This window comes from Microcystis aeruginosa NIES-2549, from assembly GCF_000981785.2.
Taxonomy (GTDB): Bacteria; Cyanobacteriota; Cyanobacteriia; order Cyanobacteriales; family Microcystaceae; genus Microcystis; species Microcystis aeruginosa_C.
In genome coordinates this window covers 3,694,448-3,711,199 of sequence record NZ_CP011304.1, presented here as the reverse complement: position 1 = coordinate 3,711,199, position 16,752 = coordinate 3,694,448, and the positions used below count along the sequence as shown (strand labels likewise).

The 16,752-nt window shown below is 48.3% G+C and carries 7 protein-coding genes; 2 read left to right on the top strand and 5 right to left on the bottom strand.

Annotated features, from left to right (window positions below; genetic code table 11):
• Positions 1–58: 58 nt before the first annotated feature.
• From myaer_RS18245 to myaer_RS18215, 4 genes are all read right to left on the bottom strand, one after another.
• Positions 59–3,451 carry a Swt1 family HEPN domain-containing protein gene (locus myaer_RS18245; RefSeq protein ID WP_046663117.1) on the bottom strand — a complete coding sequence of 1,131 codons (3,393 nt, stop codon included), beginning with the start codon at positions 3,449–3,451 and terminating at the stop codon, positions 59–61.
• Between the two features lie 550 nt (positions 3,452–4,001).
• Entirely contained in the window at positions 4,002–6,995 is a 2,994-nt protein-coding gene (locus myaer_RS18230) for a DUF1156 domain-containing protein (protein WP_046663840.1), read from the bottom strand.
• 74 nt (positions 6,996–7,069) lie between these two features.
• Positions 7,070–7,450, bottom strand: coding sequence for a GxxExxY protein (locus tag myaer_RS18225; RefSeq protein ID WP_002754172.1), 381 nt, complete (start codon positions 7,448–7,450; stop codon positions 7,070–7,072).
• A 205-nt stretch (positions 7,451–7,655) separates the two neighbouring features.
• Positions 7,656–11,180: a helicase-related protein gene (locus myaer_RS18215; RefSeq protein ID WP_046663113.1), complete on the bottom strand. Its 3,525-nt coding sequence runs from the start codon at positions 11,178–11,180 to the stop codon at positions 7,656–7,658.
• Positions 11,181–11,505: 325 nt separating this feature from the next.
• Between myaer_RS18215 and myaer_RS18210 the strand changes: the two genes are divergently transcribed.
• Complete coding sequence (locus myaer_RS18210; RefSeq protein WP_046663112.1) at positions 11,506–12,213, top strand: hypothetical protein; 708 nt, start codon at positions 11,506–11,508, stop codon at positions 12,211–12,213.
• Positions 12,214–12,597: 384 nt separating this feature from the next.
• Complete coding sequence (locus myaer_RS18205) at positions 12,598–14,322, top strand: diflavin flavoprotein (protein WP_046663111.1); 1,725 nt, start codon at positions 12,598–12,600, stop codon at positions 14,320–14,322.
• Positions 14,323–14,505: 183 nt separating this feature from the next.
• On the opposite strand, the gene ppk1 is transcribed toward myaer_RS18205, so the two are convergent.
• Positions 14,506–16,674 carry a polyphosphate kinase 1 gene (ppk1, locus tag myaer_RS18200; protein ID WP_046663110.1) on the bottom strand — a complete coding sequence of 723 codons (2,169 nt, stop codon included), beginning with the start codon at positions 16,672–16,674 and terminating at the stop codon, positions 14,506–14,508.
• Positions 16,675–16,752: the final 78 nt, after the last annotated feature.

Below are 16,752 nucleotides of genomic sequence, written 5' to 3'. Positions count from 1 at the left end.
AAGCTCTGCTCGCGATTTAAATTGCTTGTGGAGATGAGGCAAAAAGCAAGGGGTTCGTTCACTCCTGCTCAAACGACTGATTATTAAATTTTAGTGTCCGACAATTCTCCGTCACCGTCCGCACCACATCATCGGGTGTTCCATCAGGAATATCAGCCTCGATCTCCAGTGTTACCTTAACGCTGGCCCCATTGAGTCGGGTGAGATGCTGGATTACCTCGTCAGCGATCGCGGAAGCGTCTCGATTAATTCGCAGGGGATCGATCTCAACACTGCCGTAAAACCTCCGCAGAACCAGCTTTTTCTCAACCAGATCACCGGGAGTCTCTGTCACAGTTAATCCAACACCAGAGGGTAAAGATGGCGGCCGATCACGGTCACTGGAGATAACCGAATCAGTCTCGGCAGTGGTCGGGGGGTTAGCTGGTTTCTCGGCCTCTAGCTGCCCCATAGCTACATCAGGCTTAACCAGAAGGCTGTGACTGCTGATACTCGGGTTGATATCCCGAAGGATGACAAGACCAGTATATCTTTGCCTTGCCTCGTCCCAGCCCTCTGCATAAGCAAAATTTTCCTGCACAAGCATTGAGACCAATCCCTCCCGCACAGCCTGAAGCAGAACATCCGGGTTCTTGAGACGGGGCAAGTAAAGATACTGCGCTAGGTACTCCCACAGACGTTTCAGATCGATGTGGTTAGTTGAACGCCACAGGTATTTGTCGAGGGCCTCCATCCGCAGGTTGTCACCAGAGTAATGGGTAATCAGTTGCCCCTCATGAACCAGTTTGCGGCTGGCTCGATCGATAGGCGAATCGTCCCCCTGAGCGTTGGTATCAGTCCAGTGGATGCCTTTCTGGGGGTCGGGTTGCTCCGGAACCAGCAGCCACTTATAGGTTTGGTTGAGGATCAGGCTTACGTCCTTGTCGGCTTGATCGCGCTTAGTGATCGCCTGTTTATTCTGAGAAACATCGAGATTGAGGGTTTCCTGATCCGCCACAATTGAATTCCAGGCAAGATATCCGGCGACGTTCTTCTCTAAGTTTTCCAAGTTCGATTTGTCAGCGGCAACAAATACAAGCGTATTCTTGTAATAGCGGGGGCTACCCCCTCTCTGATTGAGAATTTCCGCCACTAAACGCCGAGCGGGGCTATCTTCGGCGGATTTGCTGTGGGGTTGCCCAGGACCGAGAACGACGAGCCGCACGCCGAGATTAGGATCATCAGGAATATCGGCAGTAGATTCTGGGGCAATATGAATCCCTCCAAACTCGCCCCGCTGCTGGTCGGACTTCAAGCGCCGGACGATTTCTTCTGTCACTTTATACCGCTCCTCAAAGAGCAGGTTTGCCCGATCTTGGGCTGTGCGGGTGACGTTCGGCTGATTGGAAATCCAGTAGCGGTTGCCATCGATGTAGAGGTAGGTGGCCCGATCTGTTAGCCGCCGTAGGGCATCACCAAAAGTGGCTACAGTCTCCCCCGGCTGCACGCAACCGAGTTTTATCCTCTTATCTTCTAGTCCTCGGTTAGCAGCCCGAATCGTGGGGGCCGAGCCAAGGTAAATAGTGCGCGTAACCCGACGGCAAGCAGAATAGCGTCCCAGGTTGGAATTTTGGCGATCGATGTCGAGGGGCAGAGAATTGGGGCCATCCACATCCTTTTCGATGATCGGAACCCAATTATCATCTAAGTAGCGGGTTAACTCCGACTGAACCTGAGCATCATCCATCGGGACGTGGGACGGCATGATCAACAAGCTCTTGTCCTCTCGCTCCCAAAGGGAATGGATGACCTTGGCCATGAGTCGCAAAACACCCCTGGTGCGCTGGAATTTATCGAGGGTTGACCAGTCGGAGTAGAGGCGATCGAAAAATTCTGGGTGAATGGGATAGGCTTCCCGCAGGCGGCGTCTGTAGTCAGCCTCCAGGCATTCGCTAGGAAATTCCTGGGCCTGGGTGCGATACATCTCGGAGAAGGCTTTAATAACCGCATCCCGTGCGACAAATAGTTGCGGGTCAGTAGTGGTTTGAAAGAGACGGCGGCGGACGATCTCGAAACTCTCCTCGGCACTAGCGGGTCGCCAAGGGGATTGGATGCGCCCGATCGCATTTTTAAGGCGGTCTAGGGCCTCTGTACCCCGTTCTCCTCCGGTTTCAACATCTGTAGTCCGTACTTCTCCGGTTTTTTCGTCAACGGTTTCCGAAGCGGGGATACTCACAGCCAAAAGCGTCTGCTGGGCATTTTTCGCCGACTCGCTCAGGGTTTGGGCAAAAGTAAACTGGGTGTCAAAACTACCGCCGGCAATATCGTTCTTGTCGTGCAATTGCCTGGCATAGGCAACCCATTCGTCGATCAAGATCAAACAGGGTGAAAAACGATTAAACAATATTTTGAGTGCGTCTCCCGGATTAGTGGAAGTTTCATCGGCGTTGCGAACCAGAGCGTAGCCCTCAGCGCCGCCGAGTTGCCAAGCTATTTCTCCCCACAGGGTCTTGATTTCTGGGCGATTTTGCTTGTTGTGTTCCGGTTTGTAGGGGGGGATGCCACTAGGCTGGACTTTAGTGCCGACCAGAACAGCAATGTTGACATTTTCGGGGGGTTTTTTAATGTTCAGAGCTTGGAATATCGACTCCATACCGGGAAGATCTTCGATCGCCAAAGCATTGCACAGATGGTAGAGGGCCAGCATGGCGTGGGTTTTTCCGCCACCGAAGTTAGTTTGCAGTTCAATCACCGGCTCTCCGCCATTACCACTCAGACGCAGCAGGGCATTGGTCAGAAGTTGCTTGAGTCCTTCGGTGAGGTAGGTGCGGCGGAAAAATTCCGTCGGGTCGCGGTATTCGTCAGAGCCTTCATCGAGATAGACTTGCCAGAGGTCGGCGGCAAATTCGGCCTGTTGGAAGCGTCCGGAAGCCACATCGGGGTGGGGGGTGGCGATTTCCCGCCAGGGTTTCAATCCCGACATCGGTTGTCCCTCCGTCGGTGCGATCGCTTGGCGCCTTGTCTCTCGCCGGGCCTGTTCTTCAAAGCGAAGTCTGAGGATTTCTTGCTTCTGCTTCTCCACCTCTTGGGTGTCGGCGGAAACCGAACTCAGTAGGCGAGAGATGCTATCAAAAGCCCGGTAAGCATCGTCGAGGCTGAAAGCATCGTTATGGGCCCAGGCGTTGCGGACATCTCTTAGTTCACTGGCCAGAGAGCGATCGCTTCTGCCTAGGGTTTTCTTAAAAACTTCATTCCACTGCTCCCAGAGGACAATTAGCAGGGCCGAAACGTCTTCCTTGAGGACGGCATCACCTGTCCTGCGGATCGTATAGCTCTCAGGGAGGCAACTTAAGGCCACGGCGAGCCACTTCTGGCCGTAGCTTGCTTTCATTTCTCGTTCAATGAAGGGGTATAGTCCCTCTCTGAGGAAATCTAGGGCGCGTCCGACTCGTTCACGATTGCTGATTGCCATGGGATTTGATGAGGAGTTATTTTTATAATGCCTCAATTTGGGAGAGATAACCACACGAAGGGGGATTTTGAACCACAAAGAACACGAAGGGGGATTTTGAACCACAAAGAACACGAAGGGGGATTTTGAACCACAAAGGCACAAAGGTCACAAAGTTTGGGGAACCACAAAGGCACAAAGAACACGAAGGGGGATTTACCACAAAGGCACAAAGGTCACGAAGGGGGATTTACCACAAAGGCACAAAGGTCACGAAGGGGGATTTTGAACCACAAAGGCACAAAGGTCACGAAGGGGGATTTTGAACCACAAAGGCACAAAGGGGGATTTTGAACCACAAAGAACACGAAGGGGGATTTTGAACCACAAAGGCACAAAGGTCACAAAGTTTGGGGAACCACAAAGGCACAAAGAACACGAAGGGGGATTTACCACAAAGGCACAAAGGTCACGAAGGGGGATTTACCACAAAGGCACGAAGGTCACGAAGGGGGATTTACCACAAAGGCACAAAGAACACGAAGGGGGATTAACCACAAAGGCACAAAGGTCACAAAGAAAAGGATAGTTGTTCGGGGGAGGGTTTATATTCGTTGGCTAGGCGGGTGATTTCTGGCCAAGAGGTGACGAGGCTATTGTAGGCTATGGCTTCTTGGGTCCAACCTTTTCTGTCACAGAGGCTATAAAGTCTATAGGCGAGTTCTTTGGCTAAATCGGCTCTGTTTCCTAGTTTGGCCAAGAGTTCTGCGGCTCCGGTTTCGCCGTTTTTATCGAGGGTATGGATGAGGTGTTGGGTGATTTCCCAGATGGGTGTCCGCTCATCTTTTTCTGGCTTCCAATCGGTTTTAAGATCTTCGCGCTTGAGTAGTCGCACTTTACCGGCTTTTGCTTCTAGTATGCCAGCTTCAACCATGCCCTGAATACTGGTGTTTTTGGCTTTGGAGAGGGTTTCTGCATTGCCATATAGTCCTTCGTTGAATTGGTACTGCTCGAACCAAGTCAGCGCCCAACGGGTATCACTATCAAATTCTCCTTCTTGTTCGGTGAGAAATTCGTCGAGAATCTGGTTAATCAGTTGCAGGGCCGTGCGAACACCCATGGAGGAGCCGTTAGATTCGAGGATAGCGGCGTATTTGGAGTAGATTGCCATCCCGGGCCCAATACTGGCTTGGGCGAGGTCAACGGGGGCAATATTGCCCTGTTGCAGCAGTTTTAGGGCTTGGGGAAGGTCTCGCTTCAGTTCGTTGAGGAATTGCCGGCGGCTGGCTTTGGGCGCGTCGGCGGGACGGGGACGACACACGAGGACTATAGATGAGGCGAGGGCATTTGTGCCAGTTGCTACCATCCTTTCATTTTGTTCACTTCTCATTGGCCATGTGCCGCCAATCGAAAAATCGGATTTAATCAAACCTTCGAGCATTGTTTCCCACCCGGTGGATGATACAAAAGTATTTCCTGCGTCATCATCGCTGTCTTTGGTTTCTGACTGCTTGAAAGCGTAGTAAACCGTCAGAGGGTAATCTGAGTGAGCCATCGCATTCATTCGTCCGAATGCTTTGCCTAAGCCCTCCTCAAAAAAGGATTGAGCTTTTTTCTTATCACCCCCAAAACGATAGGGAGTAGCGACTAATTCGGGTGCTTTGGGAACGAGTAAAGTGCTGAAAAGATTGGGATAGATTGAATTTAAAGAACGGCGCAACCAGACGTAAAAAAAGTCTGAAAGATCTGCATAGCTTATATTGTCATAATATGGTGGATCGGTTGATATTACGGGACATAGCGACAAATCACAGTTGTTTTGGGAAGCATCTTTTTGATTCACTTCTCCCTTAGATGTGATTGTTGTCGGCAATATTGCGATACAGTCACTAACATATTCATTGCACGTCTCAAATCCTCCAACCACCTTCTCTAGAATATTAGCTTCTGAATAATCCCAAACCATAGGGATTGCTTGGCGGGCAAATAAATTCATTATTTTTTCATTACTAGATGCCCACCTCGTTACAGAACAGTTAAAGTCAGCGCATCGATCAATCACAAATGCCAAATAAGTCGCCACTGCATCCGCATAAGCCGTCGCGCCTATTCCCCCATCATTAAGAGGTAAATCATCATCAGGGATTCCTGCGGCTACTGCATCAGCTTTAATTTTTTCTCTGGCTTCACTTACTAAATCGCTAAAAGTAGTGAGGGCGACGAGTTGACGGGGAGTAAAAAGATGATGAAAATGCGTCAGTCCATAAAGCGGTGTGAACATTGACCGCCTATCATCGCTTATTTGAGCATCTGGATACCATGTTGGTTTTGCACTCTTAGCGATTGCTTCATGTTCAGAGTTAGGAGAAAGATAAATCCGTCCACCTTTCCCCTCAGCAACAATTGCCATGAGTTGAGCATCCATCCGTCCCGCCATTCCTTCTGCCTTAATATGCTTATCGTTAACTGGCTGACCACAGGCTAAACACCGAAACGTAGCTCCTCGACCAGTCTTGGGAGATTCCGGGGCCGTACCCTTACCCGTCTTCACCTCAAAGCGGATTTTGGGTGGCACCCCAGAGACACCAAAATCATCCCCCTTTGTGTCCTCAGTGCCTTTGTGGTTAAAATCCCCCTCAGTGTTAACATCTCCCACAAAAGGCTCAACCCAAGCCTCCTTACCCTTCTTCGTCGAAAGCTGAAAACTGCGGACCAGAGGCATCTGACAGCCACAGGCCGGATTAGGACACTTCACCGTCCTGGCCCAAAGCCAAGCAATCACCTTAGTGTCCTTTGTGCCTTTGTGGTTGGTTTCCACCATCGGATAAAGATAGCCAATCCTTTTAAAAGCCTCATCCCGCATCCACTGACCGTAATAGCGCACATCTGCGGCCAATCCCTGGGCCCCTTCCCAGGAAGAAATCTTTTGTTTTTGGCGAGAATCGGGATTAACCGGCGGTTTATCCTTAAACTTGGGCGGAATCTCGATCAAAGCCTTAGTAATCAACACCGCCACCGGATTGAGGTCACTACCGTGGGCCTGCAAACCCAAGCGCTGGGCCTCCAAAGGAATGGAACCACCACCACAAAACGGGTCATAGGCGGAGGGGGCATATTTAGCGATATAGTCGCGTATAGCATCCGGTTTAGTGGGGGGTTCTTCCCCACGTTCCCAAGCTAAACAGCGCGCAATTTCTCGCTGTGCCGCGTCTAATACGTTGGAAGTGGGTTTATTGATTTCCTTCCACGATACCAGTCCCTTTACGACCTGCTTCGTGTTTCCCTTCTTATCTGTTTCAATATGAATTCTTCCTAATATATCGAACAATCTCTGTCGTTCCCGATTCTGCTCCTCCTCGGTGGGAAATTTATCTGGCCAACTCGACGGGTCATCCACTAATGAAGCCCACAGAACGGCGCGACAAGTTGCTAAAGGTCGCCGCGCCCACCAGAGATGAACTCCTCTAGGATGGGAACCAATACCTGGTTTCTTTTCGTATGCCGATTCGACGTTAATGGCTTCTAGGGGTAGGGCCACTTCAATGAGTTTTTTACGGTAGGTCATGGGAGATAAAAGAACCACAAAGGCACAAAGGACACGAAGATTGAGGAACCACAAAGGCACAAAGGACACAAAGATTAATTGTTGACAAGGCGTTTGATGCCTTGTTTGAGAACGGGAACGTTAAAATTAATCAGTAATCCTAGCCAAAGCCGGCGTAATTTGAGATAGGTTAACAACTGGGCCTCGTGAATGGGGGTAAGTTGTTCAACAGTTTTCAGTTCGACAATAACCAGATTTTCCACCAATAGATCGAGACGATAACCACAATCAAGTTTAACACCGCGATAAATCACTGATTGAGGAACTTGACGCTCCACCGCTATCCCCCTATCCAATAACTCGTACTCTAAACAGGCCTCATAGGCCGACTCCAATAGTCCTGGCCCCAACTCCCGATGAACAGCGATCGCCGCCCCAATAATCTCCTTAGATAAATCATTAGCCCTCTCATCCATAACCTTAGTGTCCTTCGTGCCTTTGTGGTTCTTCTATCTTCGTGTCCTTCGTGCCTTTGTGGTTCTTCTATCTTCGTGTCCTTTGTGCCTTTGTGGTTCTTCTATCTTCGTGTCCTTCGTGCCTTTGTGGTTAATCCCCTTAGTGTCCTTTGTGCCTTTGTGGTTAATCCCCTTAGTGTCCTTCGTGCCTTTGTGGTTAATCCCCTTAGTGTCCTTTGTGCCTTTGTGGTTCAATCATATCCCCCCTGTCCCATAACTCTCTCCAATTATAATTAACACTACACACCCCAAAATCCGGTTCCCTCTGGAATGGCTGGCGCACATATCTCACCCGCACTTCCTCTGACGGAGAAACGGAAACTAAAGCAAGTAAGAAACTCTCGGACTTGTTCAACGCTAGGCAAATCTCGTTTTTAGTCACCGTCACCGTATCGGCTCCTTCTACTCTACCCTTGACTTCGATAAACCGTAAGCGGCCTGTTCCGGTCCTGCGCGATTCGATGTCATAGCCGCACTTCTCGGCGCTCACATCCCGCGGCTCGTAGCCTAATGCTTTTTCGGTCGCCATGACTGCCGCCATCGCCAGCTGCTCGATGCGCTTAGTGTCTCTGGCAAACATTGGCTTGCCTAAAAGTCTTCCTAACAGTCCGCCCGGTACGACGAGGGCTGCCCCCACCACCACCGGCGGCAAAGGGGAAAGCTGGCGCTCCTGCTCCAATTCAGACAAGCGCTTTTGCAACCGCGTTTGTAGTTCATCGGCTCTGGCTCGGGCTTTGTTGGAATTTATCCGGGCATTGGTCTTTCCCGCTTCTTCCTGTAGGCGCAACTGGTTCGCCCGATGGTCCCAGTGGTTGATCTCCTTGGTCAGGCGGTCTTTAACTGCCGCAATGGTCTTTTCAATTAGCTCTTCCTTGCGCTGCCGTACCTCCCGAAGATGGGAAGAGACAAGGTTGGCGATCGCATAACTGGTAGCCTTCTTCTCAATCTCATTACCAATATCCAGAGAATCAATGATAGGCTCCACCAGCACCCGCTCCTCCTCCGCCAAAGGACGATAATCCAGATAAGGGGCATACCCAGCATCCCTCTCTCCGTGTCCTCTGTGTCTCTGTGGTTCAAATAGTTCCACATACTGCATCCGCCGCGACACCACCCGCCTCCTACCATCGGGATTTAGCCGAGCATCTTGAATGGCGTGTTCTAAGTACACCAGCGCCCGAATTTCCTCGCTCGGATCACTGTCATCAACTAGGATAGCTCCCCGTCTGAGTAATTCCCGATGCCGTTCCAAGACAAGATCGATAGTGGCATCTAACAGGGGATGGCCGGGACAGACAAAGGTAGCAACGGGTTTCCCCGGAATACTAATCAGTTCTTTATCAAAACAGATGCGCTCATAGCGTTTGAGAATTGGCTCTCCTATCCCGAAAAAGCGGTCTCTGTTACGGATAACGGCGGGGACGTTGGTGATCTCGTATCGCTTTGGCTCTCGCTGGCGTAGGGTGCCGCCTAAGCGTTGGAAGGCTTCGAGGAAAAATGCGGCGATGAAGTGCGGCTGTAACCTTCTGGCTTCGGCTCGCTCCATATCTTCTCGAATTTTCTGAACTTTGGAAGCATCCATCGAATCGCGTGCTAGGGCGCGTTCTTGCAGCAATTCCCTTAGTCTCTCTTGATCGAGCTTTTCAGAGATGACCTGGTTTAAGCGTGCTTTTATATCTGGGCGATCGCCGTAGCGGATGGCTTTGATGAGAAGTTCGCGCAATTCTTTTCCCGCAATGGCTTTACCTAATACATCAAAGACCCGTCCGCCTAAAGCTTTTTGTTCGGCTTCGAGTTTTTCGAGGAGTGTCCGATAGACATCTCCCTCGCGGGTTTCGTGGGCCACCAAATTCCAGAGATGACAAACCTCGGTCTGTCCAATCCGGTGAATGCGACCGAATCGCTGTTCTAGGCGGTTTGGGTTCCAGGGTAGGTCATAATTGACCATGAGATGCGCTCGTTGCAGGTTGATCCCCTCTCCGGCGGCATCGGTGGCCAGAAGTACCTGTACTCCTACGTCTTGCTTGAAGCCTTCTTCGGCTTTTTTGCGGTCTTCCCGACCCATGCCACCGTGAATGGTGACAACAGTTTCTGGGTTGCCAAGGAGTGTGCCGATCCGCTCTTTCAGGTAGTTGAGGGTGTCTCTATGTTCGGTGAAGACGACAATTTTGCGGCGGTATCCTCCCGCATCGAACATCTCCGCCTGATCCTGAAAAAGATGGGAAAACTCTTCCCACTTACGGTCTTTTCCGCTCCGTCGGACGGTATTGGCTAAGTCTTCAAGCTCTTTGAGCAGGGCGATTTCAAGCTGTAGTTCGGCAATGGTACGGGCTGCTGTAGCCTGATCGACCACCTCCTCGACCGTGGCCTCCCGCTCGCTGCTATCGGTATCCTCAAAGTCGTCATCGATGTCGTCTTGGTCAAGGACGGTGGCAAATTCCATCTCCAGCGACTGGCCTCGCTTGAGCAATTCTTCTTCTCGGAGTCGCTTTTCTAGCCGCTCTCGTCGCCGTTTCAAGGATTGATAGATGGCTTCCGGAGAGGAGGCGAGGCGGCGTTGCAAAATGGTGAGGGCAAAGCCGACTGTCCCCTTGCGCCCGTTATTGGCCAGGGCTTCGGCTCGGTTAAATTCTTCGCGCACATACTCGGTGACTCGACTGTAGAGGATCGCTTCTTGGTCGGAGAGGGGGTAAGTGACCGTGTGAGCGATTCTTTCGGGGAAAAGTGGCTTGCCGTCAAACTTGAGCAGTTCTTCTTTGACCATGCGGCGCATCAGGTCGGAAGTATCTGAAACAGGAACTCCGTCGCGGAATCGTCCCTCAAAGCGGTCGCCATCAAGTAGGGCTAAGAATAACTGAAAGTCTTCTTCTTTGCCGTTGTGGGGAGTCGCCGTCATCAGCAGGAAGTGGCGGGTAATGCTAGAGAGGAGTTTGCCCAATTTGTAACGCTTTGTTTCCTTAATATCCCCACCGAAAAACGAAGCGGACATCTTGTGGGCCTCGTCGCAGATAATCAGATCCCAATCAGTCTGCTGGAGTTTCTTCTGGAGGTCTTGATTACGGCTGAGTTTATCAAGCCTAGCAATGACCAGACCCATTTCGGCGAAGGCGTTGCCGGTGCGGGCCGTTTCGAGGCGGTCGTTGGTGAGGATATCGAAGGGAAGGTGAAATTTGTTATGTAGTTCGTCTTGCCATTGCACTGCGAGGCTGCCTGGACAAACGATCAGGCAGCGCGCTAAGTCACCTCGAATCAGGAGTTCTCGAATTAACAATCCCGCCATGATGGTTTTCCCGGCCCCGGGGTCATCGGCCAACAAAAAGCGCAGAGGTTGGCGATCGAGCATCTCACCGTAAACAGCAGTGATTTGATGAGGGAGTGGTTCCACCAGAGAGGTATGGACGGCTAGAAGCGGGTCAAACAGGTAGGCCAACCGGATGCGGTGGGCTTCGGAAACTAGGCGCAGCAAAGCTCCATCGCCATCGAAACCCCACGGTCTTCCTTCGGTGAGAATCTCTAGGGTTGGCTCTCGGTATCGAAAGAGCAGTTCTGTGTAGGGTTGTCCGTTGGTATCTTTGTAGGTCAGTTCTACCGTGTCGCTGCCATGCCACTTGGCCTCGATGACGGTGACAGCTTGGTTCGGTAATATTCCGTTAACAATAGAGCCACGAGTAAGTTCCTCTAGTTTTACCATAGCTGATTCGTCTCCCTTCTGTAGCCATAGCCCGCCGTCTCACGGCCGAAGTCTCTTGCATGACTGCCTATTCTAACCAAGAAGTTAATTTTGTCCTATTCTTTAACATACCCAAATTCAGCAAGGGTGAGTGGGGAAATTTTGATGGCGAAATATCCATCCCTGCCGATGGGTGACAAGGGCAATTCTCGTCGGGGGGAATGCACATATTGTCCCAGAAACTGTTTTTGCTCGGTTTCATTAGAGGTTATGGCTTTTTGTCAATGGGGAATTGCAGCTATGGCGGTTGGGGCGATAATTAGTTTAGCATTAGTGAAAATTTTGAATGGTCATGATTATGATGAAATTATTAGGATGTGTAGTCGTTTTTGCCAGTTTACTGAATGTTACACCAGGGATGGCAAATCATTTCCCCCTACAAGTTGCTCAAGCTCCCAGTGCCTCTTCGATTCAGGGTTATTGTTTTTCAGTCGCGAATGATAATCTGGATTCTACGGCAAGGATTTATATTCAGGGAAATCAAGTCACGGGTCGGGTAGAAGCTACGATTCATAATGAACAAGAATCCTATTATACTTCCTATACTCAAACCTTACAAGGAACAAAAAAAGGGAATCAGTTAAACTTAAATATCAGGACAAAAATTGAGTTAGACAACCAAAAAACTCAAGAAATATGGACGTTAACCGCAGATTCTTTGAATACGGGACGAGTGGTTTATCAAAAAGAACCTTGTTTATTGTCTCAAATCCGGTTTGCACCAGGAACTAATAGTGCCACTGTTAATCAATCGGTTGTGCGAGGGAGTAGAGATATTTATTTATTAAGAGCGAATCAAGGACAGAGAATGGATGTGAAAATTACATCGTTAGAAAATAATGCCGTATTTGATGTGATTGCACCGAATGGGGAAATATTGAAAACAGAAGCTACCCAATCTAGTTTAAAATTACCTGCTACTGGAAATTATGAAATAATTGTAGGCGGAACTCGCGGCAATGCCACCTATAAATTAAATGTTAAAATTCAATAAATAGTAGTACGGTGGGCAATGTCCAGGGTGCATCTCATTTTTGTAAATCTACCAAGTTGGGATTTTTACGGGGAAACTCTCGGCTAAAATCTGGCATTACTTCCGATTCTATCACTCAATCCCAGCCTTTGGGGGTAGAACCCCCGAAACCCTAGAGCGCATTAGCTTTTCGGTGGGATGCTCACAGGCTGCTGCTGATACATTTGTCATCATCTAAGAGTCACTGATAATTGCTGATTGTCGGTATTCCTGCAAATGTGAGATGCAGCCTGACCATTAAGATAACTGTTATCAGTAATTATGGGAAAATAAATCCCCATACCTTATTTCCTCGTGGCACAATAGAGACAAAGTATAAAAAACTTAACAATAAGGAGAGGTTCGATGGTTGCTACACCAGTCAAAACAAAACGTCTCACCATGCAGGTGGCCGATCTCACCGCAGACACCACCGCTATTCGTTCCCTCGATTGGGATCGCGATCGCTTCGATATTGAATTCGGATTACAAAACGGTACGACTTATAACTCCTATCTGATTCGTGGGGAAAAAATCGCCCTTGTGGATACCTCTCACGAAAAATTCCGTCAACTATATTTTGATAGCCTCAACGGATTAATTAACCCCCAAGAAATCGATTATTTAATTATCAGTCATACCGAACCCGATCACAGTGGATTGGTCAGAGATATATTGCAACTCGCTCCCAATATTACCGTCGTTGGGGCGAAAGTGGCAATTCAGTTTTTAGAGAATTTAGTTCATCATCCCTTTCAACGTCAACTGGTCAAAAATGGCGATCAGTTAGACCTAGGCAACGGTCATATTCTCGAATTTGTTAACGCTCCTAATTTACACTGGCCCGATACTATTTTTACCTACGATCACGGTTCGGGAATTTTATTTACCTGTGATGCCTTCGGAATGCACTACTGTTCCGATGATCTTTACGATGAGCAATTAAGTGCTATTGAACCGGATTATCGTTTCTATTATGAGTGTTTAATGGCTCCTAATGCTCGTTCCGTACTAGCGGCGATGAAACGGATGGAACCCCTGGGTAATATTAATTTCGTGGCTAATGGTCATGGACCGGTATTAAAACATAATATTAGCGAATTATTGAACCATTATCGTGATTGGAGTCAGGCACAAACTAAGGCAGAAAAAACCGTCGCTGTTTTCTATATTTCCGACTATGGTTATAGTGATCGCCTCTGTCAATCTATTGCCAAAGGTATTACTAAAACTGGTTTGGCTGTAGAAACTTTAGATCTGAAATCTGCCGATCCCCAAGAGGTAAAAGAATTAGCTTCTTCTGCGGTGGGAATCGTCATCGGGACTCCCCCCGTTTCTGGTATTCATGCCCAAGAAATTACGGGTAATCTAGGCACAATTCTCGCCTCGGTTAACCCCAAACAATACCTCGGAATGTTTGAATGTCAAGGGGGTGATGATGAACCGATTTTACCTCTATTTAATAAGTTTCGTGAAGTTGGCTTAACCAAAGCTTTTGAACCAATTCGTAGCACAGAAACTCCTAACGAGAGTCTCTATCAACGCTGTGAAGAAGCGGGAACAGATATGGGACAACTATTAACCCAAGAGGTAAAAGTTAAACAAAGAAAATCCCTCGATACTGACCTCGATAAAGCCATCGGACGGATTAGCGGTGGTCTATATATTATTACCACCAAGAAAGGAGACAGAAGCGGGGCAATGGTCGCTTCTTGGGTGACTCAAGCAAGTTTTGATCCTCCCGGTTTTACCGTTGCTGTGGCCAAAGATCGGGCGATCGAGTCTTTAATGCAAGTGGGGGATCAATTCATTTTAAATATTCTGGAAGAAGGCAATTATCAAACCCTGATGAAACACTTTTTAAAACGTTTCGGACCCGGGGAAGATCGTTTTGCAGGAGTCAATACTCGCACCGCTAATAATGGTTCGCCGATTTTAGCCGATGCCCTCGCTTATTTAGAATGTGAGGTAGTTAGTCGCATGGAATGTGCTGACCACTGGATTGTTTACAATAAAGTCACCGATGGTCGCGTTTCTAAACCTGATAGTTTAACGGCTGTTCACCATCGCAAAGTCGGTAATTATTATTAGGATTCTTGCTTGATTTGACTGGTTGAGAAAATACAGATCAAGATGCTTGCTCTCAGCTTTTGAGATGGTTTAACCTCTCAACCAGTTAGTCAGCTTTTTCCAGTGATCAGTAAACAGTGAATAGCAATAAAACTCACAGACACTGATAACCGATCACTGGTAACTGGTAACTGGTAACTGTTCCTATTGAGTAATACCCGCAGATTTAAGGGCTTTTTCCATTAAAATTACATGGGTACTGCTTTCCTGTCCCTGGTTGGCAGCACGACGCTGAATATAACTGCCGTCGGATTGTAATTCCCATGCTTGCCGGTTATCTGACAACATGATGCCGAGAATTTCTTCCAGTTCCTTGGCGATCGCTGGTTCATCGATGGGTGTCACTGCTTCCACGCGACGAGTCAGGTTCCGCGTCATCCAATCGGCGCTACCAATATAAACCTCCTCCTGACCACCATTGTAGAAGTAAAAAATGCGGGAATGTTCCAAAAAGCGGCCGATAATGCTAATTACTCGGATATTTTCGCTCACTTCCGGCAATCCGGGCCGTAAACAACAGATGCCGCGAATAATTAAGTCAATCTGCACACCGGCACGAGAAGCGGCGTATAAAGCTTCTATAATCGGTTTATCGACAATAGAGTTCATTTTTGCCACAATGCGCCCCGTACCGCCATTTTTACAGTTTTTGGCCTCGCGATCGATCATTGCTAACATCCGTTTTCGCAAACTCACGGGAGCAATTAAAAGTTTGCGATAGGATTGCTGACGGGAGTATCCGGTCAGAAAGTTAAATAAATCGGTGATATCTGCCCCCAAATCCTCGCGACAGCTAAGTAAACCCAAATCAGTGTATAATTTAGCTGTTTTTGGGTTATAATTACCCGTGCCAATATGGAAATAACGACGGATTTTATCCCCTTCTTTTCTGACCACGAGAACCACTTTCGTATGGGTTTTTAGACCAACTAAGCCATAAACAACGTGAACTCCGGCTTGTTCGAGCTTTTTCGCCCAATTAATGTTATTTTCCTCATCAAAGCGAGCTTTTAGTTCTACTAACGCCGCTACCTGTTTACCATTTTCCGCCGCCGCAATCAGGGAATTGACAATCGGGGAATCTCCGGAAGTACGATACAAGGTCATTTTAATCGCTAAAACATGGGCATCATGGGCAGCCTGAGCGATAAACTGTTGTACCGAGGCACTAAAGGAATGGTAAGGGTGATGAACGAGAATATCGTTATTGCGAATTAAAGTAAAAATATCTTCGCCATCCTGTTCTGGGATGCCGTCTTCGTTACCGTCAACTATTTCTCGCAATCCCTGTAAAACCGTTGGGGTGACAGGATTCCAAGGCGGATCTTTCAGTTCGGGACAGGGTAAAGACATAAAATAAAATAAATCTTTGTGTCCCAGCAGTCCATCCACATCGTAAACATCAATCTCCTCAAGTCCGAGATCGCGCATGATCCGGTTTTTAATATTGCTAGGGGTAGAACTGTGAATTTCCAGACGTACTGCCGATTTACCGATGCGGCGCTTGCGTACTTCTTCCTCGATCGCTAATAATAAATCATCGGCCTCATCTTCTTCGACGGAGATATCGGCGTTGCGTGTCACCCGAAAAGGATAACATTCTTGGATGATCATGCCGGGGAAAAGTGCCTCTAAATTGTGCATTACCACCTGTTCAAGGGGTACTCCCGTCCAAATCGAAGCCTTTCCGTCTTGGTGGCGTAATTCTTTGGATAATGCCAGAAAACGGGGGAAAACCTGCGGTACTTTCACCCGGGCAAATAGTTCTTTATCGGTCTCGGGATCGCGAACGACTACGGCTAAATTGAGACTAAGATTAGAAATATAGGGAAAAGGATGACTAGGATCCACCGCCAGGGGAGTTAAAACGGGGAAAATATTTTGTTCAAAGTAATCGTGGAGATAATTGCGCTGTTCTTGATGTAAATCTACATAGTTAATCAGATGAATTCCCTGTTCTACTAAGAGGTTTTTCAGGGTGTGTTCAAAAAGATGATCCTGCTGCTGCACAAGGGGACGCAGACGGTTACTTATCTCGGTTAGCTGTTCCGAGGCAGTCCTGCCATCGGCACTTAAAACGGCTACATTTGCCTCTACCTGTTGTTTAAGAACTGCCACGCGTACCATAAAAAATTCGTCGAGATTGGCACAAAAAATGGCAGTAAATTTTAATCTTTCTAGTAGGGGAGTCCGAGGATCAAGTGCCTCATAAAGCACGCGACGATTAAATTCTAACCAGCTTAATTCTCGGTTAAAGTAATATTGCGAATCTTTAAGATCGATTTCAGAAGTTACGGTAGAAGCTTTAGCCATAGAGTCTAATACCTAAATAATAGATTAAACAGTTAGTAAGAAGCCACTTCAGCCTAAATTTGACTATTTTGGGCGTTT